The organism is Azospirillaceae bacterium (assembly GCA_028283825.1).
Taxonomy (GTDB): domain Bacteria; phylum Pseudomonadota; class Alphaproteobacteria; order Azospirillales; family Azospirillaceae; genus Nitrospirillum.
Map to the genome: position 1 here is coordinate 551,773 of JAPWJW010000004.1, position 25,237 is coordinate 577,009.

The 25,237-nt window shown below is 68.2% G+C and carries 19 protein-coding genes; 5 read left to right on the top strand and 14 right to left on the bottom strand.

The genetic code is table 11. The features are described 5' to 3' along the window. Positions 1-14: 14 nt before the first annotated feature. Complete coding sequence (locus PW843_26640; GenBank protein ID MDE1150148.1) at positions 15-2,417, bottom strand: TonB-dependent receptor; 2,403 nt, start codon at positions 2,415-2,417, stop codon at positions 15-17. Positions 2,418-2,884: 467 nt separating this feature from the next. On the opposite strand from PW843_26640, the gene PW843_26645 reads away from it, so the two are divergent. Beyond that, complete coding sequence (locus PW843_26645; GenBank protein ID MDE1150149.1) at positions 2,885-3,331, top strand: heme-binding protein; 447 nt, start codon at positions 2,885-2,887, stop codon at positions 3,329-3,331. Positions 3,332-3,460: 129 nt separating this feature from the next. Further along, positions 3,461-4,348 carry a hypothetical protein gene (locus PW843_26650; protein MDE1150150.1) on the top strand — a complete coding sequence of 296 codons (888 nt, stop codon included), beginning with the start codon at positions 3,461-3,463 and terminating at the stop codon, positions 4,346-4,348. On the opposite strand, the gene PW843_26655 is transcribed toward PW843_26650, so the two are convergent. The 5 genes from PW843_26655 to PW843_26675 all read right to left on the bottom strand — a co-directional run bounded on the left by PW843_26655 (position 4,342) and on the right by PW843_26675 (position 10,743). Further along, on the bottom strand, positions 4,342-5,784 hold the full coding sequence (locus PW843_26655) for a CopD family protein (GenBank protein ID MDE1150151.1): 1,443 nt from the start codon (positions 5,782-5,784) through the stop codon (positions 4,342-4,344). The genes PW843_26650 and PW843_26655 overlap by 7 nt on opposite strands. Positions 5,785-6,266: 482 nt before the next feature. Beyond that, positions 6,267-6,638 carry a copper resistance protein CopC gene (locus tag PW843_26660; protein ID MDE1150152.1) on the bottom strand — a complete coding sequence of 124 codons (372 nt, stop codon included), beginning with the start codon at positions 6,636-6,638 and terminating at the stop codon, positions 6,267-6,269. A gap of 56 nt (positions 6,639-6,694) precedes the next feature. Further along, positions 6,695-8,965: a TonB-dependent receptor gene (locus tag PW843_26665; protein MDE1150153.1), complete on the bottom strand. Its 2,271-nt coding sequence runs from the start codon at positions 8,963-8,965 to the stop codon at positions 6,695-6,697. A 169-nt stretch (positions 8,966-9,134) separates the two neighbouring features. Next, the gene (locus PW843_26670; GenBank protein MDE1150154.1) at positions 9,135-9,716 is read right to left on the bottom strand and encodes a hypothetical protein; all 582 of its coding nucleotides are present in this window, start codon (positions 9,714-9,716) and stop codon (positions 9,135-9,137) included. A 133-nt stretch (positions 9,717-9,849) separates the two neighbouring features. Beyond that, on the bottom strand, positions 9,850-10,743 hold the full coding sequence (locus PW843_26675; protein ID MDE1150155.1) for a LysR family transcriptional regulator: 894 nt from the start codon (positions 10,741-10,743) through the stop codon (positions 9,850-9,852). A 126-nt stretch (positions 10,744-10,869) separates the two neighbouring features. Here PW843_26675 and PW843_26680 point away from each other — a divergent pair, with 126 nt between their 5' ends. After that, positions 10,870-11,868, top strand: a complete 999-nt coding sequence (locus PW843_26680) for an aldo/keto reductase (GenBank protein ID MDE1150156.1) — start codon at positions 10,870-10,872, stop codon at positions 11,866-11,868. 5 nt (positions 11,869-11,873) lie between these two features. Here the strand turns inward: PW843_26680 and PW843_26685 are convergent, their stop codons facing one another. The 6 genes from PW843_26685 to PW843_26710 all read right to left on the bottom strand — a co-directional run bounded on the left by PW843_26685 (position 11,874) and on the right by PW843_26710 (position 22,429). Next, positions 11,874-13,181, bottom strand: a complete 1,308-nt coding sequence (locus PW843_26685; GenBank protein ID MDE1150157.1) for a divalent metal cation transporter — start codon at positions 13,179-13,181, stop codon at positions 11,874-11,876. A 127-nt stretch (positions 13,182-13,308) separates the two neighbouring features. Next, complete coding sequence (locus tag PW843_26690; protein MDE1150158.1) at positions 13,309-14,208, bottom strand: ROK family protein; 900 nt, start codon at positions 14,206-14,208, stop codon at positions 13,309-13,311. Positions 14,209-14,458: 250 nt separating this feature from the next. After that, positions 14,459-14,899: a host attachment family protein gene (locus tag PW843_26695; protein MDE1150159.1), complete on the bottom strand. Its 441-nt coding sequence runs from the start codon at positions 14,897-14,899 to the stop codon at positions 14,459-14,461. A 52-nt stretch (positions 14,900-14,951) separates the two neighbouring features. Then, a complete protein-coding gene (locus PW843_26700) occupies positions 14,952-16,985 on the bottom strand; it encodes an O-linked N-acetylglucosamine transferase (protein ID MDE1150160.1) in 2,034 nt (677 codons plus the stop codon). A 4-nt stretch (positions 16,986-16,989) separates the two neighbouring features. Continuing rightward, entirely contained in the window at positions 16,990-20,739 is a 3,750-nt protein-coding gene (locus PW843_26705; GenBank protein ID MDE1150161.1) for a heme utilization protein, read from the bottom strand. After that, positions 20,732-22,429, bottom strand: a complete 1,698-nt coding sequence (locus PW843_26710) for a hypothetical protein (GenBank protein MDE1150162.1) — start codon at positions 22,427-22,429, stop codon at positions 20,732-20,734. The genes PW843_26705 and PW843_26710 overlap by 8 nt, the downstream gene beginning before the upstream one ends. A 301-nt stretch (positions 22,430-22,730) precedes the next feature. On the opposite strand from PW843_26710, the gene aroQ reads away from it, so the two are divergent. Continuing rightward, positions 22,731-23,327, top strand: coding sequence for a gamma subclass chorismate mutase AroQ (gene aroQ, locus PW843_26715; GenBank protein MDE1150163.1), 597 nt, complete (start codon positions 22,731-22,733; stop codon positions 23,325-23,327). A 152-nt stretch (positions 23,328-23,479) separates the two neighbouring features. Next, positions 23,480-24,064, top strand: coding sequence for an NUDIX domain-containing protein (locus PW843_26720; GenBank protein MDE1150164.1), 585 nt, complete (start codon positions 23,480-23,482; stop codon positions 24,062-24,064). A gap of 6 nt (positions 24,065-24,070) precedes the next feature. On the opposite strand, the gene PW843_26725 is transcribed toward PW843_26720, so the two are convergent. After that, positions 24,071-24,439 (bottom strand): type II toxin-antitoxin system prevent-host-death family antitoxin, encoded by a 369-nt coding sequence (locus PW843_26725; GenBank protein MDE1150165.1) that lies wholly within the window; start codon positions 24,437-24,439, stop codon positions 24,071-24,073. Positions 24,440-24,514: 75 nt separating this feature from the next. Next, positions 24,515-25,228, bottom strand: a complete 714-nt coding sequence (locus tag PW843_26730) for an alpha/beta hydrolase (GenBank protein ID MDE1150166.1) — start codon at positions 25,226-25,228, stop codon at positions 24,515-24,517. Positions 25,229-25,237: the final 9 nt, after the last annotated feature.

Here is a 25,237-nt window from a genome sequence, read left to right on the forward strand (position 1 = left end):
TCACGGGAGAAGGCTTAGAAGTCGTACTTCAGGCGCACGTAATAGTAGCCGCCGTCATAACCGTAGGGGCTGCTGAAGGAGTACTGTTGGCCAACGCCCAGGGTGCCGAATTCGCTGCGGATCTTGGCGGGGTACTTGTCGCCCAGGTTCTGGCCGCCGACGGTGGCGGTCAGGTTCTCCAGCACCTTGTATGAGACCTCGGCGTCGAAGATCCAGGCGGGGTCGAAGTTCTGGCCCAGGCAGGTGGTGCCGCAGATGCTGACATTGTCCTCCCAGGCGCCGTAATAGCTGGCGCGGCCCAGGAAGCTGAACTTTCCGATGTCCCACACGCCGGTCAGGATGGCGCGGTAGTGCGGGCTTTCGTTCTGCAGATCCTGGATCTGGCCCACGCCGATGACGGCGGAGTCATACTTGGTGACGACGGTGTGGTTGATGTTCATCGCTGCCGTGGCGTGGAACGTGCCCCGGTCGTCGCCCAGGTCGAAGGTCTTGTTGGCGACGATGTCCACACCCTGGGTGCGGGTGTCGAAACCGTTGGCGAAGTAGTTGACCTCGCCGCCCACGCCCACCGCCGCCAGGGCCGGCTGTGCGGCGATGTCGGCCGCCGACACCGCGTAGGTGCTGGTGATGCCGATGCGGTCCTTAACCTTGATGTTGAAGTAATCGACGGTCAGGTTGACCTTGTAGGGCAGGTCGAACACCAGGCCGCCGGCGATGTTGAACGAGGTCTCCGGCTTCAGCGCCTTGGACCCGTAATAACGGGCGATGGCGCTGCCCACCGGATAGGTGCCCTGCTCCACCGGGTTGCCGTCCTGGAAGACGGTGGTCACCTTCTCCACGTTTTCCTGGCCCGGCGTGGGCGCGTGGAAGCCGGTGTTGACGGAGGAACGCACGGCCAGCCAGTCGGTCAGCTGATAGCGGCCGTTGACCTTCCAGTTGGTGGTGTTGCCGAAGTCGCTGTAATCCTCGTACCGCAGCGCGAAGCCCAGGCTCAGGTCCTTGATCACGTCGGCTTCGGCGTCGGCATAAAAGGCGTAGTTGCTGCGGGGGAACTGCCCGGCGTCGGTGGCCGTGAAGCCCGGCATGCCGTTCGACCCCACCGGCACATAGGCGGAATAAGGCCCGGACTCGTAGGATGCCGCGTCGCCGGCGGTGATGGTGTAGACCTCGCGCCGGTATTCCGCACCACCGGCCAGGGTCAGGGGGCTGGCCAGCCAGTCCAGGTGGACCGGGTAGGTCAGGTCCAGGTTGAGGTTGGTTTCCTCCTGGGTCTGCGTGCCCACGTAGAACTGCGTGGGGCTGCTGGGGCCCAGTGACGGGTTGACGGTGTTGGTCAGGTTGTAGCGCACCTCGTCCCGGCCGTAGGACGCGCTGGCATCGACGATCAGGCCGGACTTCAGCGTCGTCTTGTAGCCGCCGGTGATGCTGCTATCCAGGATGTCGCCGTAGAACCAGGGGTGGTAGCCGCCGGGGTAGACCTGGGCCCAGGAGAAGTTGCTGCCGTCGTCCAGCGTGAAGTTGGTGCCCAGCCAGCTGGATTTCGGATCGCGATAATAGAAGCTTTCCTTGGTGTTGCTGTGGCCGAAATTGCCGAACAGGTAGACCTTGGAATTGTCGGTCAGGTCGATGCCGCTGTTGATGAACAGGCGTTCCGCCTCCACCGCGTTGTCGCCCCAGCGCTGGTTGGGGGTGGGATAGCCGCCGGGGCCGGGGTCGTAACCCGACGCCTTCAGGGCGGTGACGTCGCTGCGCTCCACCCCGCGGTCGGTGGGGTCGTTCTTCTGGTACTCGGCGCTGATGTTGACGAAACCTCGGTCGCCCAAGGGCAGGCCGGAATTGACCTGGATATGGGCGGTGCCGCCGTCGCCGGCATAATCCTGGCCCCACTGCGCGATGATGCTGCCGCCGTCCGAGGCGTCCTTGAGGGTGAAGTTCATGACGCCGGCGATGGCGTCGGAACCGTATTGGGCCGAGGCGCCGTCGCGCAGCACCTCCACCTGCTTGATGGCGATGGACGGGATCTGGTTGAGGTCCGACCCTTGCGAGCCGGCGGTTTGCGCGTCACCCGCGATCTGCACCAGGGCCGAACGGTGGAAACGCTTGCCGTTGACCAGCACCAGCGTCTCATCGGGCGGCAGGCCGCGCAGGGTGGGGGGGCGCACAATGCCCGAACCGTCATCGCTGGAGAAATGACCGACGTTGAAAGAGGGGACCAGCGTGCGGATCAAGTCCTGGGTATCGCTGCCGGCCTGGCGCTCAAGATCTTCCGGTGTGAATACATCCACGGGTGAAGGACTGTCAGCCACCGACCGGTCGACACGGCGGCTACCCGTGACAACGATTTCGGTCAGGCTGCTGTCCGCGTCGGCAGGGGCTTCGGCCGCAATGGCGGACGTGACCAGCGCCGTGCTGGCCAATAATGAAAACGCAGTAATGGTGCGTATACGGTGCCGTTTACACGCGGTTCTCCGCGTATAGCCCCAAAAGCCCATATGAAGTCTCCCAGTTTATCGTTTCGATACGCCACTGGGTCGCTTCGTGGTGATTTTCCCTGATGCCCATCTTGCTCTTGGTTAAAGCGTACGGGACACGACTCTGGGTTGGGGATGCGACATTTTGACATCGGCCAATCGGAATAGAAGATTCCGTGGAAAGTAATAATGATCGCAAAGTTTCCTGGGTGAATATGCGAACAAAGCAACTTCCGGGTGAGGGCGACTGCCGGAAACCTAACCATTTCGGATGGGTAACGACATTGGCTTCGCCCAATGCGATGTACCCTGGACAGACATCTGGTGGCCCGGCGACAGGCAGTTGACAGGACCCGCGCCGGGGTCGTCAACTGGTCGGGCGGGGTCGAAAAACAGACGGGAGATTGCCTGCCATGACAGTTCTGACCTGCGCCGTGGCGCTGAAACTGGTGGAATCCATCCTGGCCGAGGGGCGGTCACGTCAGTTGGCGCCCTTGACCGCCGCCGTCCTGGACGCCGGCGGCCACGTGGTGGCCCTGGCCCGTGATGACGGTTCCAGCCTGCTGCGCCCACAGATTGCGACGGGCAAAGCCTGGGGCGCCCTGGGTTTGGGCTTCGGCGGCCGTGAATTGGCGCAGCGCGCCGCCAAGATGCCGGCCTTCTTCACCGCCGCCATCGAACTGGCCGACGGCAAGCTGGTGCCGGTGCCGGGTGGTGTGTTGATCCGCGACTCGCAAGGGCACATTGTGGGTGCGGTCGGTGTCACCGGCGACACCTCCGACAATGATGAGGCCTGCGCCGTCGCCGCATTGGCGGCCGTGGGCGGTGACCTGGGCCTGCGCCCCGACACGGGCGCCTGACCCCCGGCCCTGCAACTCACCAGCTGCGTGGTCTGTGGCGCATTTCTCACTTTGTCCATTTTCAGGAAGTGACACCCGGCGGGAAAATTGCAAACATGGGTTGCAATCCGTTCTTGCCGGGGAAAAAGAATGAAACTGGGGGCTGTATTGGCGATCGCCTGTTCGGTGGGCGCCGGTCTGACAGGGTGTTCGGGCCTGCACAACGGGTTCGATGGCGCCAGCCATACGCTGGACCCGCAGGGACCGGTCTCCCTGAAGGACAGGAACTACGCGCTGACGGCGGTGGGCAGTGGCGCCACCGGCCAGATCTACGCGTTCGAACTGGCCTACAAGCGGGCCTTCGATGACCAGCTGGCCATCATCAACGGCGGGGCCATGCCATTGTCCAGCGACGCGCCGGCGTCCCGAAGCGCGCGGCGCATGGCGGTGGAGGGCATCGCCCTGACCGACAGCTATTGCGCCACCTTTTTCCTGCACGCCGGCGAGAACCAGAAATGGCTGGAGGTGGGCAAGGACGTGGTGACGGTGCTGGGCACCCTGGCCTCGGGCGTGCTGGCGATTTCCAGCTCTGCCAATTCCGATGCCGCGGCGGCCGCGGCCCTGTTCACCGCCACGGCCTACAACGGCGTCGATCTGTACACCCGCAACTTCCTGTTCGGCAGTGACAACATCAATGTCGTCAGCGGCATGGTCATGAAGGTGCTGGCGGGGCACAAGGCGGCGGTCCTGCCCGACAACGACCCGTCGATCTGGACATTCGAGGGGGCGGTCGAGGTGATCGTCGATCATCAGGCGCTGTGCACGCCGGCGGCCATCCGCGACCGGGTGCTGTCGGCCATCTCCGGTGGCCAATTCCAGGCCTATACCCCGGCGGGGCAACTGCTGACCCCGCCGCCGTCTCAACCTCCGGCGGGGCCAACACCCGTGGGATCAGCCCCTGGGGCACCTGCGTCCCCCACCGCGCCGCCCGCGACCCGGCATGTCGAGATGAAGCTGATCAACCCCGCGCTTCAGTGATGATGGTGCCCGCCGCTTGCCGGGAAGGGGTGGCGTGCGGCGTCGGCGGCCTGTGCCGCCAACTTGGTCACGGCGTCCGCGTCCGCCGGGAACGGCCCTTGCCAGGCGGTGCGTAGCGCGCCCTGGCCATCCACCAGCACCAGCAGGGGGCCCGAAGGTGCGCCGCTGATGGTCCGGTAGGCGATGGCCGCCTCCGGTGCGGTGGCGCCGCAGGCGGTTTCGGGGGCCGGATGGTCCGGGTCGGTCGACACCAGCACGGGCACGATGCCGGCCTTGGCCACGGCGGCCAGCGCGTCCGGCGCCACGTCGGTGTAACCGATGGCCAGCAGCAGCGGGTGGCCCGCCAGGTCGGCCAGGCTGCCGGCCTTGGCCAGGGGGCCGGCGGGGCAGCTGACGTCCAGTTCGGGTGCGGGCATGCCCCAACTCCACACGCCGCCGGCCGCCGCCACCGTGGTGCCGCTGTTCAGGGTGTGGATGTAGTCGATCAGGGACCAGCGGTCGTCTTCCGACAGCTGGGTCTCAAAGGGCGGCATCACGGGATTGCCGTCGGGATCGGGCATGCCGTGGCTCAGCCACCAGAAGATGTCGCCCGCGCTGTGGTCCAGCAGGTGATGGGCGGTCAGGTCGGCCGGGGGGATGCTGAGGTTGGCGGCATCCGGCCCATCGCCCGCCCCGCCGGCGCCATGACAGCGGGCGCAATGTGTGGGGAACAGGGATGCCCCTTGCGCCACCGAGGCGGCGGTGAAGCCGGTGGGCGATGACCAGAAACTGGTGGGGTAGGCCTCCACCGTCAGCAGGTCCAGGTCCGGCACGCCGTACCAGAAACCGGCGCCGGCGAGCGCCAGGGCTGGCAGGCGCCAGGCCAGCAGGCGGCGGCGCCAGGCACCCGGCCAGGGCGGCACGACGGCCAGCGCCAGGGCGACGACACCGGCGGCGGTGAATGCCAACGCGTGCCAGGCCATGGGGCCGTAATCGGGATCGGTCAGGATTTCGCCGCTGAGCTTGCGGCCGAAGGGCCACATCGGCTGGTCGTGCACCCCCGGCACGATGGAGGCCAGCCAGGCGGCCAGCGCCACCACGGTGGTGCCCAGGGCCAGTTCCACCAGCACGCTCAGGCGCAGGGTGGCCAGGGTGACGGTGCCGCGCGCCAGGCCGGGGCTGATGTACCAGCGGTTCAGCGCGGCGCAGCCCAGCATCAGGCCGAACAGGACCAGCTTGGCGATGGCCAGATGGCCGTAGGTGGTGCCGATCAGCCCCGCCAGGGTGCCGATCAGGCTTACGCCGTTCAGCAGGGCCGTGGCCGCCAGCAGCGTGACGCAGGTGGCGCCCAGGGGAGAGAAACGGACGGACAAATCCGCCGCCAGCCTTGGATGGCGCAAGGCCAGCAGCAGGCCCGCCATGCCACCCAGCCAGGCGCCGGCCGCCAGCAGGTGCAAGACCTTCCGCCACCAGGCCCGGCAGGCTGGCGGCATCGAAGGTGACGGCGACATGGCCGACGGCGGCATGCAGGGCGAGATCCAGGCCGGTCAGGGTCGCCAGCGCCGCCGGCTGCATGCGCCCGCCCAGCGCCGCCACCCCGGCCAGCAGGATCAGCCGGGGCAACAGCACGTGGCCATAGCGCGTGGCCGCCGTGGGGGCCAACGCCCCCAGCACGGCGGCCGGCGTTCCGTCGCCCACGAACACCGCCGCTTGCGCGGCGAACCAGACCAGGCCCATCACCAGGGCGCCCGCCGCCGCCCACCGTGTCCAGCGGCGCAGGCTGTCGATCAACCCGGATGCGTCCTGCGCTTTCGCCACCACCAGGGCGGCGAAGGCCGGCAGGCCCCAGGTCAGCAGGGACAGGGTGAGGTGCAGCGCCCGGGCGATGGCCAGGCTGGTTTCAAGCGTGCTCATGGGAACGGATCAAACAGGCGCGGGCTTACTTCTGCACCTCGAAAGTGAAGCTGCCCTGGGACTTGTGGGTGTCGACCGAGGTGACGGCCCAGTCGACGGTGTAGGTACCGGGCGCGGCACCGTTGATGCTGACCAGCAGGTGCTTGGCGTCAGACGGGTCGGTGTGGGTGTCGCCCTTGTCCACCTTCTTGCCGTTTGGCCCCGGGCCCGTGACGGTGATGGTGCTGAACTTGGGCTCCAGATCCTCGGTGAACCAGGCCTCCACCTGGGCGGAGCCGGCCACCGTGCCGCTGGCCGTGGGCACGGAACGCTTCAGGTGGGCGTGGGCGGCGGCGGTGCCGGCGATGCCCAGCGCCAGGGCGAAGGCGGCGGTGGCGGTGATGAGGCGCGAGGTCATGGGCTTGGTCCTTTTTGCTTTTGGATATGCCGGAGGATGGGGGCAATGACCGGGCGTCACAACGACACCTTCAGGCCGCCGAAGAAGGTCCGCCCCGGGAAGGGGTGGTAGAGGAAGTACTTTTCATCGTTGATGTTGTCGACGCCCAGGTCCAGCGTCAAATTGTCCAGCACCTTGTAGTTGATGTGCACGTCGGCGACCAGGAAGCTGTCAAAGGCGCCGAACACCTTGGATACGCTGTCTGTGTTGTCCAAGGTCGAATACTGCTTGCCGCTGTAGCGCCCGGCGACGGTGAAGGCCCATTGCTCATCCGGGCGGTATGTGGCCGCCAGGGTGACGCGCCAGTCCGGCACATAGGGCACGTGCTTGCCGTTGGCACTGGTGCCGGTGGTGCTGGCGAAATTGGGGTCTGACAGGATGGTGCTGTCGACATAGGTGACGCTGCCCGACAGCTCCAGCCCTTTCACCAGCACGTTGTCGCGGCTGGCCGCCAGTTCCACGCCGCGGTTGCGCACCTCATCCACGTTCACGACGTAGGTGACGGGCGTGGCGCCGGTCAGGAAGGCGGTCTGCGAGATCATGGCGTCGTGCGTGTTCTCCTGGAACAGCGACAGGCGCACATGGCCGTCCTGGAAGCTCTGCTCCACCGCCAGCTCACCGCTCAACACCCGTTCCGGCTTCAGGTTGGCGTTGGGGCTGGTGTAGGTCGTGCCGGTCTGCACCAGCTGGTACAGCTCCGACACCGTGGGGAAGCGGTAGGCCTCCCCGAACGAGGCGGTGACCGTCAGGTCGGACGCCGCCGCCCAGGCCAATGACGCCTTGGGCGAGAAGCGGGTGGCGTCGGCGCCCGCCTGGTTCACCCCCGTCGTGCCGCTGTAGTTGTAGCCGTCGAAGGCCCGCCAATGCTCCAGCCGGCCGCCCAGGGTCAGGGTCCAGTCCGGCAGCAGCGCCCAGGCGTCCTCCGCCCACAGGGCCAGGGTCTGGGTCTTGCCCCGGCCGCTGGAATACAGGCTTTGGCCCTGGTCGCTGCCGGTGCCCCAGGTGGCGGTGCTGTAGGTGGGGTTCACCAGTTCGTATTCGTCGCCGTGCACGCCGGCGCTGACCGTGTGGTTGCCGCCCAGCCAGTTGCCCGCCCGCCACAGGCCCTTGGCATCCAGGGTGGACCAGTTGGTGCCGTCCAGGCGGGCGATGCGGCCGGCGGTGCTGAAGCCCGTGCCGGTGGCACTGACCCCGGTGGGTGTGCGCTGGATGTCGTCCAGGTAGTCGTAGTGGGTGGCCACCACCTCACCCTCCCACGTGCCGCCGGTATCGGTCTTCAGGGTCAGGCTTTGCGCCAGGTGCGCCTCCCACAGCGTGTACTTGCCGCTGGCGAAGCCGGAAAGTCCCGCAAAGGTGGGGGTGCCTGAGGTGTCGGTCAGGTAGGTCTGCACCCCCGACGTCGTATCGTTCTGCCAATAGCCCAGGGTGTAGGTCGCGTGCAGGCCGTCGGCGAAGTCATAACCCAGCTTCAGCTTGGCGTTGGTCATCTGGCTGTGCAGCAGGCCGCTGGCGCCCACCACGTCGGCCACCGCACCCGTCTTGTTCAGCGCCAGGATGGTGCCGCTGGTGCCGGCCGGCGCCTTGGCGTTGGTGACGATGGACAGGGGCTGGCTGTCGCTGTTCAGGTAGTTGGCGGCCAGGAACCAGGTGAAGCCGCCGATGCGGTCGCCCACGCTGGCGCTGGTCTGGGAACTCACCAGGTCCTTGTGCGTGCCGTACATGTTGAAGGTCTGCACCGCCTCCGTCTGCTTGGCGGTGGCTTCCAGATGGTCGGGTTCCCGGGTGGTGATGCGCACCACGCCGCCCATGGAATTGCCGGGGTATGCGGCCGAATAGGGGCCGTACAGCACATCCACCCGCGCGATTTCCTCCGGTGCCACCAGGCCCCAGCGCGGGGCACCGGTCGTGTTGTTGTTGGAGATGAGGGCGGAGATCAGGCTGTCGTCGGCATAGACCAGGCTGCGGGCACTGGAATTCACCCCCCAGGTCCGGGTGGCCAGCACGGCCTGGGTATCGCCCATGTTGCGTTTGCGCAGGAACAGGCTGGGCAGGTACTTCAGCGCGTCCTCGGTATCGATGACGTTGATGGTTTCCGCCACCGTCTTGGCGGTGACGCTTTCCGTCGTCTGTGGCGTGTGGGCGGGGCGGTCGGCGGTGACGGTCACACTGTCGACGCCATCGGCGCCGGCGTCTTCGGGACCGGCCAGGGCGGTGGTGGCCAGGGTGGCGGCGGTAAGCGCGATGGCGGCCGTGGACAGGCGCCGCGCGGCATTTTTACGGGCAAACATTGAAGGCGATCCTTCAGGGCGACGGTCGTCGCTGCCGGCCATGCCGGTCAGGGAGTCCGCGCGGGACAGGGGTTGCCGTTTCCACGTGGGGTGGAGCGGCGGTCATCCAGGGGATGCCCGGGTGCGGCCGGCGGTGCCGGCGGCGTCAGGAAATGAGAGGGCCCGGGGCTCAGGCGGCCAGCGGCGGGGCGCGGGCGCCGGGCGTGCCGGGCAGGCGCAGGTGCCGATGGCGCCGGTCGGCCGTGGGACGCCAGGTCTGGCGTTGGCGTTGCCGTGTGGGCAGGGCCAGGACCAGCAGCAGCAGGGGCACGACCAGGGCCGCCAATGCCGCGAAGGCGCAGGGGCCCATATGGTCCAGGGCACCCATGCGGTGCGGGTCGCCATCCATGGGCATATCGCCGGTGGGTGTGCCGGACATGGCCCTATGGTCCATGTCGCCGGCGGCACCGGGATGATGATGGTGCATCCGTTGATGCAGGGACTCAAAGTGCCCCGGGGATGCCGGCGCTTCCACGGATGCCATGCCCGGCATCCGCTCCAGCCCGTCATGCACGTCGGGGCACAGCATGAAGGGGGCGGGCCCGCCATCGGTGTTGATCATATAGCCGACGGGAATCAGCCCGCGCAGCAGCACCGCCACCAACAGCAGCCAAACCCACCCGCGCGGCGCGCGGCGGGCCCGGCCAAGGCCCAGCGACCTCAGCGGGGCGGCCAGCGATGCCGTCAGGGTGGAAAGGGCTTGGGACACCATGATGCTACTTTTATGATCCTATATGCGATGTTATGGCAACCAAAAGGATATGCTGCCCACCATCCTATTCTTCGGCCCCTTTGTCCACCCTGAGATGGATCAAGGCTGTGATTTGGTTAACTGTTGGCGATGCTCACCGGTCCTGGAAGCGCAGGGCCTCCACCAACAGGGCGAACGCCGGGGAGGGATGGCGCCGGCTTGGATAATACAGATGATGGCCCGGGAACGGCGGACACCAATCCTCCAGGACGCGGATCAGGTCGCCGGAGGCGAGGTGGGGCGCCACCATGTCCTCCGGCATATAGGCCAAGCCCAGCCCTTGCAGCACGGAGTCCAGCCGCGGCACCATGTTGTTGAGCACCAACTGTCCGTTGACGCGCACCTTCAGTTCGCGGCCGTCCTTCTCGAACTCCCACGGGAACAGGCCGCCATATGTGGGCAGGCGCACGTTGATGCAGTTGTGGTCGGTAAGGTCCTGTGGCACCAGCGGCCGCCGATGCCTGGCGAAATAGGCGGGGGCCCCGACGACGGCCACCCGCAAGTCCGGACCGATGCGGAGCGCGATCATGTCCTTGGCCACCTGCTCACCCAACCGGACACCGGCGTCGAAGCCCTCGGCGACGATATCGACCAGGCCATAGTCGACCACGATCTCCACCCGGATGTCCGGGTACATCGGCAACAGCTTGGCAAGGCCCGGCTGCAACACTGTCTGCACCGGGTGCTCGGCCGCCGTGATGCGGATGGTGCCGGCCGGCCGCTCCTGCATGTCGCTCAGCTCGGCCAGCGCCTGTTCTATTTCCTCAAAGCGGGGCGCGATCGTCCGCAACAGGCGTTCTCCCGCTTCTGTCGGCGCGACGCTGCGGGTGGTTCTGGCCAGAAGGCGAATGCCCAACCGCCCCTCCAGCCCCTTGATCGTCTGGCTGAGTGCGGAGGGGGAAACGCCGAGCTTGGCACCGGCGCGGGTGAAGCTCCGCTCCTTGGCGACGGTGGCGAAGGCGGCCAGCTCATCAAAATGCTGTGCCATTTGTTAGCCTGTCTAAATACGTCATCGCGATTATGGCGTCTAATTACAGGATCGGGCCAGGACTATCTTCCACGGCAGACGAGGACGCCGGGCGCACCGGTGTTCGCGACCGCCAGGAGCATCGATATGGAAAAGCGCGTTTTAGGCACCAGCGGCCTTGAGGTTTCCGCCTTGGGTTATGGCTGCATGGGCCTGTCGGCGGCGTATGGTCCCGCCACACCGACGCCCGAGGCCATCCGGGTCATCCAGGCCGCCTTCGACCGGGGTGTGACCCTGTTCGACACGGCGGAGGCCTATGGCCCGTTCGCCAATGAGACGCTGGTGGGGGCGGCGGTCGCGCCGTTCCGCGACCAGGTGGTGATCGCCACCAAGTTCGGTTTCGATATCGACATGGCGACGGGCGCCCGGACCGGTGGCCTGAACAGCCGTCCCGATCACATCCGCGCCGTGGTCGAGGCGATGCTGAAGCGCCTGGCGACCGACCGCATCGACCTGCTGTACCAGCACCGTGTCGATCCCGCCGTGCCCATGGCCGACGTCGCCGGGGCGGTGAAGGACCTGATCGCGCAGGGCAAGGTCAAGCATTTCGGGTTGTCGGAGGCCAGCCTCGCCTCCATCCGCGCGGCGCACGCGGTACAGCCCGTGGCGGCCCTTCAGAACGAATATTCGCTGTGGACGCGGGACGTTGAACAGAACGGCGTGCTGGCCCTGTGCGAGGAACTGGGCATCGGCTTCGTGCCGTTCAGCCCGCTGGGCGCCGGCTTCCTGACCGGGAAGATCGACACGACGACGGAACTGGCCCCCGGCGATTTCCGCGCCATCTCCCCCCGCTTCGCGGCCGAGGCGCGGGCGGCCAACATGGCGATGGTGGATCTGCTGAAGGTGATCGCCGAGGGCCGGAACGCCACGCCGGCGCAGATCGCCCTGGCTTGGCTGATGGCCAAGAGGCCCTGGATCGTGCCCATCCCCGGCACGACCAAGCTGCATCGGCTGGAAGAAAACCTGGGCGCGGCCGATGTCGTGCTGACGGTCGAGGATCTCACATCCATCGACGCGGCCGCCGCCCGGATCAGCATCCAGGGCGCGCGTCTGCCGGAATTCGTCCTGGCCCAGACCAACGGCTGAGCGCACTACAGGACGAAGAAGCCCACCGTCGCCAGGGCCATCGCCAGCGCTGCCAGCCACCCGGCGATTTTCATGCCACGCGGCAGGGTCAGGCGGCCCATGATTCGGGGGTTGCTGGCGATGACCATCATCACCGCCATCAGGGGTGCGGCCAGCACGCCATTGACCACCGCACTCCAATACAGCGCCTTAACCGGGTCCAGGCCGGTGAAGGTCAGGGCGGCCCCGCCCAGGGTGGCCAGCGCGATGGTGGCGTAGAAGTTGCGGGCCTCGCGCGGGCGCCGGTCCAGCCCTTCCGCCCAGCCGAACAGTTCACTGACGCCGTAGGCGGCCGATCCGGCCAGGACCGGCACGGCCAGCAGGCCGGTGGCGATGATGCCGGCGGCGAACAGGGCGAAGGCGAAGGGCCCCGCCACGGGCCGCAGGGCCTCCGCCGCCTGGGCGGATGTCTGGATGTCGGTTATGCCGTGGGCGTTCAAGGTGGCGGCCGTGGCCAGGATGATGCACAGCGCCACCACGTTGGACACGCCCATGCCGACCATGGTGTCCAGGCGGATGCGGGCCAGTTCCGGCCCCGCCGTCTTGGGATCCATGCGCAGCGCCCTGACATGGCGGCGGTGCAGTTCCTCCACCTCCTGCCCGGCCTGCCAGAAGAACAGGTAGGGGCTGATGGTGGTACCCAGCACGGCCACCAGGGCGGTGGCGTGGGCGCCGTCGAAGGTCAGGTGGGGCACCAGGGTGGCGACCGCCGCGTCCTTCCACGACACGCCGGCGATGAACACCACCGCCACATAGGCGAACAGGGACAGGGTGGCCCATTTCAGCAGGGCGGCGTAGCGGGCGTAGCTGACCTGGATTTGCAGCGCCGCGCAGACGATGCCGAACAGCAGCGGGTAGACCGCCTGCGGCCCGCCGATCAGCAGGCCCAGCGCCGATCCCATGGCGCCCAGGTCGGCCCCCAGATTGATGACGTTGGCGACCACCAGCAGCAACACGGCCGATCGCAGCAGCCAGGGGGAATAGTGGCGCCGCAGGCTGTAGGCGATGCCCCGGCCGGTGACGCAGCCGATGCGGGCGGCGACCGCCTGGATGACCGCCATCAGGGGGAAGCTGAACAGCATGGTCCAGCCCAGCGTATAACCGAACTGGGCGCCCACCTGGCTGTATGTCGCGATGCCGCTGGGGTCGTCATCCGCCGCCCCGGTCACCAGCCCCGGGCCCAGGGTGCGCAGGAAACCGATCTGTTGCGACGGCGGCAGGGCTTGGGCGACCGTTTCCGGTTGCTCAGCCAAATCGATCCCGGGCAGGGGCATGGCGGTGTGGTCCTGGGTGACGCGCGCCTGGGTGACGCGCGCATGGATGAGCCCGCACCCTAACACGCTGTCTTCGCACGCCGTTCGCCCATTGTCGTTGCGGGCGGCACACCGGGTTCGCCTGCGTCTATGCGTCCCACCCCAGGGCCAACGCGCCGGCCAGGCCGGAATCGCCGTCCAGGCCCGGGGCCACGACGTAGGCGTCCAGGCCATCGGCCACGGTCGGGTGGTCGATGTAGTTGCCGATGCGGCGGTAGGCATGGGCCCGTACCCGTTGCAACAGCCCCGGCCGGCCGCCGACACCGCCGCCGATGACGATGCGCTGGGGCGATACGGCGAACAGCATGTTGGCCACCATCTGGCCCAGGTAATCGCCCACCAGGTCCCAGGCGGGGTCGTCGTCGGCAAGGTCGGTCGCCGGCCGGCCGGCGCGCGCCTCGATGGCGGGGCCGCTGGCCAGGCCCTCCAGACAATCGCCGTGATAGGGGCAGCAACCGGCGAAGGGGTCGCGGGTGGGGTCACGGCGCACCAGCAGGTGCCCGCCTTCGGGGTGGACCAGGCCGTGCTGTGGCCGGCCGCCCACCACCAGGCCGACGCCGATGCCGGTGCCGACGGTGACATAGACATGGCTGTCCAGGCCCTGGGCCGCCCCCCAGCGCCCTTCGCCGAGTGCCGCGCCGTTGACGTCGGTATCGATGCCGACCGGCACGCCCAGGGCGTTGGCCAGGTGATCGCGCACCGGCGCGCCACTCCACCCCGCCTTGGGCGTGCGGGTGATGGAGCCATAGGCCGGGCGCCTGGGGTCCAGTTGCAGCGGGCCGAAGCTGGCGATGCCCACGGCATCCAATCCGCCCAGGCGTGCGCCCAAGCCACGCAGGGCGTCGGCGCAGCGGGCCAACGTCTCCTCCGGCGTGGTGGTGGGAATGCGGCTGGTCTCGATGGACTGCGGGCGGGTGGTGCCGTCCATCAGGGCGGCGCCCACGATGGCCTTGGTGCCGCCCAGTTCCAACGCGCCGATGCGCTTCATGCCCGATCCCCTCCCATGGTGCTTGTGGCCGGGGCATCCTGCCAAAGGCGCGCAGGGGAAGACAACCGAAAGGGATGGGTATGCCAGCGGCATGGGCCCTTTGACCCATGCCGCTGTAGGCCGCGACCGCGGCCGCCGGAGCTTTCCGGGAAGCGAAGCGGACCGGAAAGCGAGGAAGCCCAAGCCGGCGGATGCCGGCGCCCGGCGTTTGAGGGCGCATTTGATCTATCAAGATCAAATGCCACGCATATCATGCCGCAAGCACCTGCTGGATTTGGGCCACCGGCAGGTTGGTCAGGTCCTTGGCCACCTCCGCCACGATGATGTCGCGGGTGGCTGGGGTCAGGTGCTGGCGCAAAATGCCCAGGGCGCGCGGTGGGGCGGCCAGCACCATGCGGCCCACCGTGCCGTTCTGCACCATGGTGTCCAGGTGCCGGGCGACATGGGCCAGGAACTCGGCCTCCGCCTGGTCCTGCCAGTTGGTTTCCTCGGTGGCGCTGCGGTTGGTGCCGAATTGCACGCGGCCGGGCTGGGCGGTGCCCAGTTCGCGGCTGGGCGCGCTGGGCCGGGTCTCGGCATGCTGGACGGACAGGTTCAGGTTGGTGGCGTCGCCGTCGTTGCGCAACACCAGCAGCTTGGCCCCATCACACGTCACCACCCAGCTGTGCCGGGCAATCATCACGTCGTCCATGGCCTTGGGTCCTCCCCTGAAAATTCGTGCCGCGTGTCACCGCGGTGACGCTTCAGGAACGGTCAGGCGCCGTCGTTGGTTCCCATATCCGCCCATCGGCGGCAATGGGGCGGTGGGCGTGACGGCGGGACAGGGGCTCCTGCCACCAGGCGGCGTAGGCGGCGTCGGACAGGGCCTGCACCTCCACCGCCTCGTGGTCCTGGGCCGTGCCCACTTCCCAATAGACATCCAGGTTGGTGAGGTCGGGCTGGGGCAGGCGGCCATCGCGGTGGTCCTGCCACATGCCCCGATACAGGCCCTCCAGCGCGCACACCAGGCCCGGCATGTCGAACAGGGTGCAACTGTCGCGCCCTGCCGCCAGCCGGTCACGGTAGTGCTGGCGCAGGGCGGCGTCGCGGCCCAGGGCGACGGCACGGTCCACATAGTCCGCCGGGGTGGCGCAAACCAGTTCGGGCAGGCCCGCGGCGCGCACCAGGCTGCCGCAGACGCGGGTGGCGAAGCCCCGGCCGTCCAGGGTCAGCACCGGCACGCCCATCCACAGGGCGTCCGATGCCGTGGTGTGGGCGCCATAGGGGCTGGTGTCCAGGAACAGGTCGGCCAGGGGATAGCGCGCCAGATGGTGGGGGTTGGCCAGCTTGTCGGCGAACACCAGCCGCTCCGCCGCGATGCCCCGGGCGGCGGCGGTCGCACGCAGCCGCGCTTGCGCGCCCTCGGTGCTGGACAGCAGCCACAGCACGCTGCCCGGCACGCGGGCCAGGATGGTCAGCCAGCGGTCGAGGGTAGGCTGGGTGATCTTGTGCGCGCCGTTGAAACAGCAGAACACCACGCCGTCTTCCGGCAGGCCGTTGTCGCCCCGTGTGGGCCGGGTCGGCGCTACCACCCGCCGGCGGTCGTTGGGCTGGTAGCAGGGCAGGCGCAGGACGGTTTCGGTGTAATAGCGCTCAAAATCCTTCGGGATGATCCAGTCGTCGGCGATGATGTAGTGGTGGTAGGGGCTGGCCATGCTGCCGGGGAAGCCCAGCCAGTTCACGATCACCGGCGCTGGTCGCAGGGCCAGCACGCCGGTCCGCGCCTCGCGGGTATAGCCGTTCACGTCCACCAGGATCTGGATGCCGTCGTCGGCGATGCGCCGGGCGGCGGTGGCGTCGTCCATGCCCGTCAGATCGGTCCAGTGGTGGGCGGACGCCTTGTAGCGATCATGCAGCGGATCGCTGGCGGCCGGCCCGCAATAATAGGCGTGTACCTCGACCTGCGACGGGTCGTGCAGGCCGAACACCTCGGCCATCAAATGGCCCACCGCGTGCTCGCGCATGTCGGACGACAGGTAACCCACGCGCAAGGGGCCGTCGGCGCGCGCCTCCACCGCCGCCCAATGGCGGGTGATGGGCGGGGTGGCGGGCAGGCCCACCTCATGCCGGTTATAATGCCAGCCCACGGCCAGGTGCATCATGGGGTCGTCGGTATGGACGGCGATGGACAGGGGCGACATGCCGCCCATCAGGCGGGCGCGGTCCATGCGATCCCAGGGTTGCACCACCGGCCAGGCGCACTGCCGCTGCCGCAGGGCCAGCAGGTGCTGGATGGCCTCCGGCTGGTCGCGGTCCAAATCCAGGCTCTGGCGCAGCATGCCCTCCGCCGCGGCATCCTGGCTGTTGGCTTCCAGCAGGCGGGCGGACTGGTTCAGGGCGGCGATCTTATGGCTGAGGGTACCGCCGGTGACACCGGCCAGGGCACCCACCACCGTCTGCCATTGCGCCACCGCCGGCCCGGCGGCCCCCAGCCGTTCCAGCACCCGGCCCAGATTGATGCGGGCCGGCATGAAGTCGGCGTTCAGGGCGATGGCCCGTTCCAGGCAGCCGGCGGCGGCCAGCAGCAACTGCCGGTCGGCCCCCGCCGCATCGCTGAGCGCCACGCTATGGTTGAACAGCACGGCGTACAGCAGCGGATGGTTGGGATGATCGTCGATCCAGCGCTGGTACAGCCCCATGGCCTGGGGGGCGGCCCCGGCGGCGCGCAGCGCCTCCGCCGTCTGGATCAGGGTGCCGGGGTCCATGTCCGGCGAAATGGGCATCAGGTCATCGGGCATGGTCTTACATCACGGCCGCTTGCAGCGCCGCCAACTGCGTCGCCGTCATGCCGGCCTGCTGGGTGGTGGTGAAGGCGTCGATCTGCGTGGCGGTCAGCGCGTCGATCTGGTCGGTGGTCAGCATGGCGATCTCGGTATCGGCCAGCGAGGCGATCTGGGTGGTGGTCAGGCCGCCCAGCTGCGTGGCGGTCAGGGCCGAGACCTCGGTGGTGGTGAGGTAGCCCAGCTGCGTGGTGGTCAGCGCCCCCAGCTGGGTGGAACTCAGGGACGCGAACTGGGTGGCCGTCAGGGCGTCCAGTTCCGTCACCGTCAGGTTGGTGATCTGGTCGGTACCCAGCGCCGCCAGCTGCGTGCCCGTGAGGCTGGCCATCTGGCTGCTGGACAGGGCGCGCAGCTGCACGCGGGTCAGGGCCTGCATCTGCGTGGTGCTCAGGGCCTGCAGTTCCGTGGCCGTCAGCGCGCCGATGGCCGTGGTGGACAGTACGCTGATCTGCGTCGGGTTCAGGGCCGTCAGCTGCGTGGTGGTCAGCAGGCTGATCTCCGTCGCTGTCAGGGCCCCGATACCGGTGGTGGACAGGCTGGCGAATTGCGTGGCCGTCAATGCCGCCAGCTGGGTGGTGGTCATGGCAGCCGCGGCCGTGGCGGTCATGGCGGCGATGGCGGTGGTGGACAGGCTGGCGATCTGCGTCGTCGTGAACTCACCCCATTGCGTGCCGGTCAATGCCGCGATGCCGGTGTCGGTCAGGCCCGCGATCTGCGTGGTGGTCAGGATGTCCAGGTCGGCGGCCGAGAATGCCGCGATGGCGGTGGTGGACAGGGCGCCGATCTCGGTGGGCGTCAGGATGGCCACCTGGGTGGTGGTCAGCAGCGACACCTGGTCGGCGGTCAGCCCGGCGATGCCCGTGGTGCTGAAGGCCGCTATCTGCGTGGTGGTCAGCGCCTGCACCTGGGTGGTGGTCAGGGCCGCGACCTCCGTCGCCATCAGGCCCTTGAACTGCGTGGCGCTCAAATTGGCCAGCTGCGTGGTGCTGAGGGCGGCGATCTGGTCGGCGGTCATCACTCCCAGCTCGGTCGTGGTCAGCCCCCGGATCTGGGTGGTGGTCAGCGCCGACACCTCCGTCGTCGTCAGCGCCGCCACGCCGGTGGTGCTGAACGCCGCGATCTGGGTGGAGGTCATGGCGCCCAGCTGCGTGGTCGTCAGGGACGGCATCTGCGCCGCCGTCAGGCCGGCCAGCGCCGTGGTGGTCAGCACGCCCACCTGGGTGCTGGTCAGGGCCGCCAGCTGGGCGGTGGACAGCTGTCCCACCTCCGTCGCGGTCATGGCCTTCACCTGGCTGGTGGTCAATGCCGCGATGTCGGTGGTGCTGAGCGTCGCCAGCGCCGTGGCGGTCAGGTTGGCGATCTGGGTGGAGGTCATGGCCCGCAACTGGGTGGTGGTCATCATCGCCACCTCCGTCGTTGTCAGGCCGGTGATGGCGGTGGACGACAGGGCCGCCATCTGCGTGGTGGTCAGGCCCTTGAACTGTGTGGTCGACAAGGCGGCGACGTCGGTGGACGTCAGGCCGTTGATGGCCGTGGTGGTGAAGGCCGCCAACTGGGTGGTGCTGAGTGCCGCCAACTGCGTGGTGGTCAGCGCCCCGGCGGCGGTGGAGGTCAGGCCGGTGATCTGCACCGTGGTCAGGGCCGCGATCTGGTCCGTGGTCAGCGACGGGATGGCGGTGCTGGTCAGGGCGCCGATCTCTGACGAGGACAGGGCCGCGAACTGGGTGGTGGACAGGTTGACGGCTTCCGTTCCCGTCAGCCCGGCCACGCCGGTGTTGGACAGGGCCGCGATCTGCGTCGCCGTCAGTGCCGCCAGCTGGGTATCCGACAGCGTGCCGATCTGGGTGGAGGTCAAGCCCTTGACCTGGGTGGTGGTCAGGGCGGTGATCTGGGTTGCCGTCAGTGCCGCGAACAGGGTGGTGCTGAGCGACCCGATCTCCGTACTGGTCAGGGCCGCCATCTGGGTGGTGCTGAGGGCTGTCAGCTGGGTTTCCGTCAGGCCGCTGACGCCGGTGGCGGACAGGCTGGCCACCTGGGTGGTGGTCAGGGCCGCCAACTGCGTGCCGCTCAGGGCCGCGACCTCCGTATCGCTCAGGGCCTTGACCTGGGTGCTGGTCAAGGCCGCCATCTGGCTGGCGGTGACGGCGGCCAGCTGGGTCAAGGTCAGGGCGGCGATCCCGGTGGTGTTGAGGCCCGCGATCTGGGTGGTGGAAAGGGCGCCGATCTCGGTTTCGGTCAGCTGGCCCACGGCGGTGGTGGTCAGGGCGCCCATCTGGGTGGTGGTCAGGGCCGCCATCTGGTCGGCCGACAGGGTGTCGATATCGGTTTCCGTCAGGCCGATGATTGCGGCCGTGGTCAATGCCGCGACCTGGGTGGTGGTCAGTGCCGACAGCTGGTCGGTGCTCAAATCCCCCATCTCGGTGGAGGTCAGGCCCTTGATCTGGGTGGTGGTCAGCGACGCCATCTGGCTGGCGGTCAGGCTGTAGATCTGCGTATCCGCCAGGTAGGCGATCTCGTTGGCGGTCAGGCCGGCCACCTGGTCGGGCGTCAGCGTGGCGATGTCGGTCTCATTGAGGCCGCCCAGCGCCGTGGTGGTCAACGCACCCACCTGGGTGGAGGTCAAGGCGTCCAGCTGGGTGTCCGACAGCCCGGCCACCTCGGTCACCGTCAGGGCCTTGACCTGGGTGGTGGTCAGGGCCGCGATCTGGTCCACCGTCAGGGCCGCCAGCTGGGTGTCGGCCAGGGCCACGATGGACGTGGTGGTCAGGGCCGCCACCTGGGTGGTGGCCAGGGCCGATATTTCCGTTTCCGTCAGGGCGCCGATGCCGGTGGTGGTGAAGGCCGCCACCTGGGTGGTGGTGAGGCCGGCCACCTGGGCCGTCGTCAGCGACGCGATGGCCGTGGTCGACAGGTTTTTGATCTGGGTGGTGGTCAGGGCCGCCAGCTGCGTGGCGGTGAAGGCGTCCAGCTGGTCGGTGGAGAAGGCGGCCAGTTCCGTCTTGGTGAAGCCGGTCATGGCCTTGGTGGAGATGGCGGCGATCTGTGTCGCGTCCAGCACCGCGATCTGGTCGGTGGTCATCGCCGCGATGGCGGTGGAGGTCAGGGCCGCCACCTGGTCCACGCTCAACCCATCCACCGCCGTGGCGGTCAGTGTGGCCGCACCCGTGGAGGTCAGGGCCGCGATCTGCGTGGTGGTCAGGGCGTCCAGCTGGGTATCGGACAGGGACGCCAGTTCCGTCGTGCTCAGGCCCCGGATCTGGGTGATGGTCAGGTTGGCCACCTGGTCGGCCGACAGCGCCGCCAGCTGGTCGGTGGTCAGGGCCGCCAGGTCGGTGACGTTGATTCCCTTCACCTGGGTGGTGGTCAGCTGGGTGATCTCGGTCGTGCTCAGGCCGCCGATGCCCGACACCGACAGGGCGCCCATCTGCGTCGCCGTCAGGGCCGCCAGCTGGGTGGTTTCCAGCTCACCCATCTCGGTTGCCGTCAGGGCCTTGACCTGGGTGGTGGTCAGGGCCGCCAGCTGGGCGGTGGTCAGCGCGTCCATCTGGTCGGCGTCCAGCGCCGCGAGGTCGCCGGCCGAGATGCCCTTGATCTGGGTGGTGGTCAGACCGGCCAGCTGCGTCGGGCTGAGCGCCCCGATCTGGGTGGTGCTGAAGGCGTTCAGCTGGGTGGACGTCACGGCCGCCAGTTGCGCCGCCGTCAGTTCACCCACCTCGGTCGCCGTCAGGCCCTTGATCTGGGTGGTGGTCAGGGCGCCCAGCTGGCGTGGCGGTCAGGGCGCCCACCTGGGTCGCGTCCAGCACCGCCAGCTGGGTGGTGGTCAGGCCCTTCATCTGGGTGGCGGTCAGGGCGCCCACCTGGGTGGCGCTCAAGGACGCCACCTGCGTCGTGGTCAGGGTCCCCATCTCGGTGGAGGTGAAACCCTTGATCTGGGTGGTGGTCAGCACCGCCAGCTGGTCGGTGGTCAGGGCCGCGGCGCTGGCCAGGGTCAGGGCGCCCAGTTGCGCCGCCGACATCGCCGCCACCTGCGCGGTGCTGAGCGACACCGTCTCCGTCGTCGTCAGCGCCTTGGCCTGGGTGGTGGTCAATGCCGCGATCTGCGTCGCCGACAGCACGGCCAGCTGGTCGGTGCCCAATGCCGCGACCTCGGCCGCGGTCAGCCCCTTGATCTGGGTGGTGCTCAGGGCGCCCACCTGGGCGGCGCTCAAGGCCCCCAGCTGCGTCGTGCTGAGGGCGCCGATGGCAGCCGCACTCAGGCCCGCCACCTGGGTGGTGGTCAGGGCCGCTATCTCCGTCGTCGTGAGGCCCTTGACCTGGGTGGTGGTCAGGCCCGCCATCTGGGTGACGTTCAGGGCCGCCACCTGGTCCAGGCTCAGGGCCCCGATGTCGGCGGAGCTCAACCCCTTCATCTGGGCGGCGCTCAACACGCCCACCTGGGTCGCGGTCAGGGCACCCAGCTGGGTGTCGGTCAGGTAGTTGATCTGGGTGCTGGTCAGGCCCTTGACCTGGGTGGTGGTCAGGGCCACCACTTCGGTGGTCGTCAGGCCGGCGACGGCGGTGCCGGTCAGTGCCGCGATCTGCGTGGCCGCCAGGGCCGCCAGTTGGGTGGCCTCAAGGCCGGCCACTCCGGTCGCGGTCAGGCCGGACAGGGCCGTGGTGGTCAGGGCCGCCATCTGGGTGGTGGTCAGCGCATCCAGCTGGCCCGTGCTGAAGGCCGTCATTTCCGTCTTGGTCAGGCCCTTGACCTGGGTGGCCGTCAGGGCGGCGACCTCGGTGTTGGTAAGCTCGCCGATCTCGGTGGTGGTCAGCGCCGCCATCTGCGCCGCCGTCAGCGAGGCCAGCTGCGTGTCCGCCAGCGACTGGATCTGGGTGGCGCTCAAGCTCTTGATTTGGGTGGCGGTCAGGGCCGCCACCTGCTTGGTCGTCAAGGCTGCGAACTGCGTGCCGCTCAGGGCCGCCAGGTCCGTCACCGTCATGGCCTGCAGCTGATTGGTGGTCAGCGACTGGACCTCGGTCGTGGTCATGGCCGCCAGCTGGGTCACCGTCAAGGCGGCGATGCCGGTGGTGGTGATGCCCTGCAGCTGGGTGGTGGTCATGGCCGCGATCTCGTCCGCGCCGAAGGCGGCGATCTGGGCGGCCAGCAGGACATGGAACTGGGCGGCGCTGAAGCTGATCTGGCCGGTGGTCAGCACCGCGATCTGCGTGGTGGTCAGCCCGGCCATCTGCTTGGTCGACAGTTCCGACAGCTGCGTGCCGGACATCGCCTCGATCTCGTCCGTGGTCAGCGCGCTGATCTGACTGGTGCTGAACGCCGCGATGTCCGTCGCCGTCAGCGCCTGGATGGCGCTGGTCGTCATGGACGCGATCTGCGTCACCGTCATGGAGGAGACGGACGAAACCATCGTATCGGGCGCCCCCTTCAGGCCAAGGATCCGGTCGGCGGACGATGCGTTCCCCACATATCGCCCACACCCTTGAACGGCGGTGGGCCGGTTACCGGGCGGCTTTTTCGACGTCTGGTGCGACAAAATGGACCAGGTGGCGGGGGGGCGCCGGGATTTCCGCTTGTTTCCAAGGCCATCCCGCGCAAGTGTTGACCGCCGCCACCAGCGCCAGGGTGCCCATGACCGACGCGTTCAACGACCGCCGCCGCCCGTCGCCGCCCCGCACCGTTCGTTGCCTAACCGGAATGGACCAAGCCTGATGCCGCGCCCGTCCCTTTTTCCGTTCTGCCGCCTGCTGGTCTTGGCCGGTTTTCTGGCCGCCGCCATGGCCCTGCCGCGGCCGGCCCGGGCCGGTGCCGACTTCGCCGAAAGCCTCAAGGCCCTGGTCGAGGCGTCGGCCGACCGCCTGACGCTGGCCCATACCGTGGCCCTGTCGAAGTGGGACAGCGGCGCCCCGGTGGAGGATGGCGGGCGCGAGGCGGTGGTCATCATGGCCGCCATTTCGCAAGGGGAGGCCATGGGTCTGGAACGCCTCTGGGTGGCCGGCGTGGTCCGCGCCCAGATCGAGGCCAACAAGATGGTGCAGTACGGGCTGCTGGCCGACTGGTCGCGCGGTGCCGCCGTGCCGCGGCATGAACCGGTGGATCTGGTGCATGACGTCCGGCCGCAGCTGGACGCCATCCAGAAGACGATGATGGCGGCCCTGGCCGGCGTGGCGCCGATGCGGGCGCGCAAGACCTGCCGGGGGGAAATCGCGGCGGCGGTGAACGATTATTTCTACCGTCACCAACTGCCCATGGGCACGCTGGACGCCTGGGCGTTGGACCGCGCGCTGGCAGGCGTGTGCGGCGGCTGATCCAGATTGGTCACGGGCCCGACCTGGGACAGGCGGCGCCCATGCGCGCTAAGCTGATGCGTTGCCGACCTTTTTCGGGCCACAATGGCCTGTCAGCTTCGATCTGACATCCCTCCCCGGTATCGGAAGTGCCCGCATCCATGAATGGCTCGATGAAAGACCGCGTCCTTGTCCGTGAGGATCGCATCCTGTCCAACGAATGGTCCGTCCTGCGCAGTGTGACGTTCGACTACCACCGCCAGGATGGGGAATGGCAGACCCTGACGCGGGAGATTTACGACCGGGGCCATGGCGCCGTCATCCTGCCCTACGATCCCGCGCGCGGCACCGTGCTGCTGATCCGCCAGTTCCGCTTCGCGGTTTACGCGGCCGGCCACGACGCCCCCCTGATCGAGGCGGTGGCGGGATTGCTGGACGACAACACGCCGGAGGAAACCATCCGCCATGAGGCGGAGGAGGAGGCCGGCTGTCGCATCGGTGCCGCCCGCAAAGTGTTTGAATGCTACATGAGCCCCGGTTCCGTCACCGAACGCCTGACCTTCTTCGTCGCGCCCTACAGCACCGGGGATCGCATCGGCGCCGGTGGCGGCCTGGTGGAGGAGGGCGAGGACATCGAGGTCCTGGAGCCCACCCTGGATGAGGCCATGGCCATGATCACCCGCGGCGAGATCGTGGACGCCAAGACCGTCATGCTGCTGCAGTACGCCAAGCTGAACGGTCTGGCGGGCGGGGCGTAAGCGCCGTCAGCCCGAGGGGGGCTGGGCGCAGTCGTCCCCCTCGAACAGCGCGATTATCTCCGCCTGGCCCAAGGCGTCGAAGCCGTCGGGCACCTTAGAGCAAGATGCGATCACCCGTGATCGCATCTTGCTCGTAACCTGTTCATGATAGAGCGGATTTACACGATCAGGTGATTCCACCTGATCGCGTTCCGCTCTAAACGCATCCATCAGAAAACCCAGGCGGCGCTGTGGCTTGGTGGCCGGTGCCGAAAGAGGCACCACCATCGCCAGGGGAGTCCCGTGCCTGGTGATGATGAATGGTTCACCCTGCGACGCCTCCTGGGCGAGGCGCGACAGGTGGGTCTTGGCATCGCTTATGCTGACGGTTTTCATGTCGCGGGCCCGGCGATGGGGTGGGTTTCTTGAAGTATGCGATGGGCCGCAATTTGTTTCCAGATACCCTGAACTTCACGGCCCAATCGGACGTTCGCCGTGCACGTCGAGCCAAGCAACGATTCCATCGATCACCTTGATTTCGATTCCGTAATAACCGTGGGGCGTCAGCGACCCGCAGTCGTCGCGGGATCGCTGTTCCCCGCCATTGACGGTCAGCACGCGCACGTCGGGCGTGTTGGACAGCGCGGTGGCGATGCGGGGCGCGTCCTCCGGCGGGGCTACCCGGCAGCGGTCGTCGCGGTTGGCGACCACCAGGGCGGGGATGCGGACGGCGGCGGGGTCGGCATCGAACACCGTCTCATGGCTGCCGCCCAGGCGGCTGACGGATTCGGTCAACACCACGCCCGCCAGGCCATCGACGTGGGCGGCCCCATTCATCGCGGCGATGGAACCCTGGCTGGTGCCGACCAGGAAGACCGGTGCCGAGGATTGGGCATGCGCGAAGGACGCCAAGCTCGCGACCCAGGTGGCGAAGGCGGTCGTGCTGCGCGCACCCCGCAGGTTGTCGCCGCCCGGCGCGTCGGGAATCAACACGGCATAGCCATGGGCCAGCCACAGGTCGCGGGTGCGGATCAGGAAGTTGTCGGGATGCCGCAGGCTGCCATCCGCCTGGATGCCGATGTCACCGTCCCCGCCCGTCAGCATGACCAGCACGCCGCGCGGCCGGCCCGGCGGCGCGGCATAGAGGGCGGGAACCGGGCCGGTGGCGGCGGGCAGGTCCACCACCCGCGCGGT

Excerpts from the sequence above, each read along its gene's own strand:
- PW843_26645 (MDE1150149.1), top strand. The coding sequence starts at position 2,885 with ATGACAGTTCTGACCTGCGCCGTGGCGCTGAAACTGGTGGAATCCATC.
- PW843_26650 (MDE1150150.1), top strand. The coding sequence starts at position 3,461 with ATGAAACTGGGGGCTGTATTGGCGATCGCCTGTTCGGTGGGCGCCGGT.
- PW843_26660 (MDE1150152.1), bottom strand. The coding sequence starts at position 6,638 with ATGACCTCGCGCCTCATCACCGCCACCGCCGCCTTCGCCCTGGCGCTG.
- PW843_26665 (MDE1150153.1), bottom strand. The coding sequence starts at position 8,965 with ATGTTTGCCCGTAAAAATGCCGCGCGGCGCCTGTCCACGGCCGCCATC.
- PW843_26670 (MDE1150154.1), bottom strand. The coding sequence starts at position 9,716 with ATGGTGTCCCAAGCCCTTTCCACCCTGACGGCATCGCTGGCCGCCCCG.
- PW843_26675 (MDE1150155.1), bottom strand. The coding sequence starts at position 10,743 with ATGGCACAGCATTTTGATGAGCTGGCCGCCTTCGCCACCGTCGCCAAG.
- PW843_26680 (MDE1150156.1), top strand. The coding sequence starts at position 10,870 with ATGGAAAAGCGCGTTTTAGGCACCAGCGGCCTTGAGGTTTCCGCCTTG.
- PW843_26685 (MDE1150157.1), bottom strand. The coding sequence starts at position 13,181 with ATGCCCCTGCCCGGGATCGATTTGGCTGAGCAACCGGAAACGGTCGCC.
- PW843_26690 (MDE1150158.1), bottom strand. The coding sequence starts at position 14,208 with ATGAAGCGCATCGGCGCGTTGGAACTGGGCGGCACCAAGGCCATCGTG.
- PW843_26695 (MDE1150159.1), bottom strand. The coding sequence starts at position 14,899 with ATGGACGACGTGATGATTGCCCGGCACAGCTGGGTGGTGACGTGTGAT.
- PW843_26700 (MDE1150160.1), bottom strand. The coding sequence starts at position 16,985 with ATGCCCGATGACCTGATGCCCATTTCGCCGGACATGGACCCCGGCACC.
- PW843_26710 (MDE1150162.1), bottom strand. The coding sequence starts at position 22,429 with ATGGTTTCGTCCGTCTCCTCCATGACGGTGACGCAGATCGCGTCCATG.
- aroQ (MDE1150163.1), top strand. The coding sequence starts at position 22,731 with ATGCCGCGCCCGTCCCTTTTTCCGTTCTGCCGCCTGCTGGTCTTGGCC.
- PW843_26720 (MDE1150164.1), top strand. The coding sequence starts at position 23,480 with ATGAAAGACCGCGTCCTTGTCCGTGAGGATCGCATCCTGTCCAACGAA.
- PW843_26725 (MDE1150165.1), bottom strand. The coding sequence starts at position 24,439 with ATGAAAACCGTCAGCATAAGCGATGCCAAGACCCACCTGTCGCGCCTC.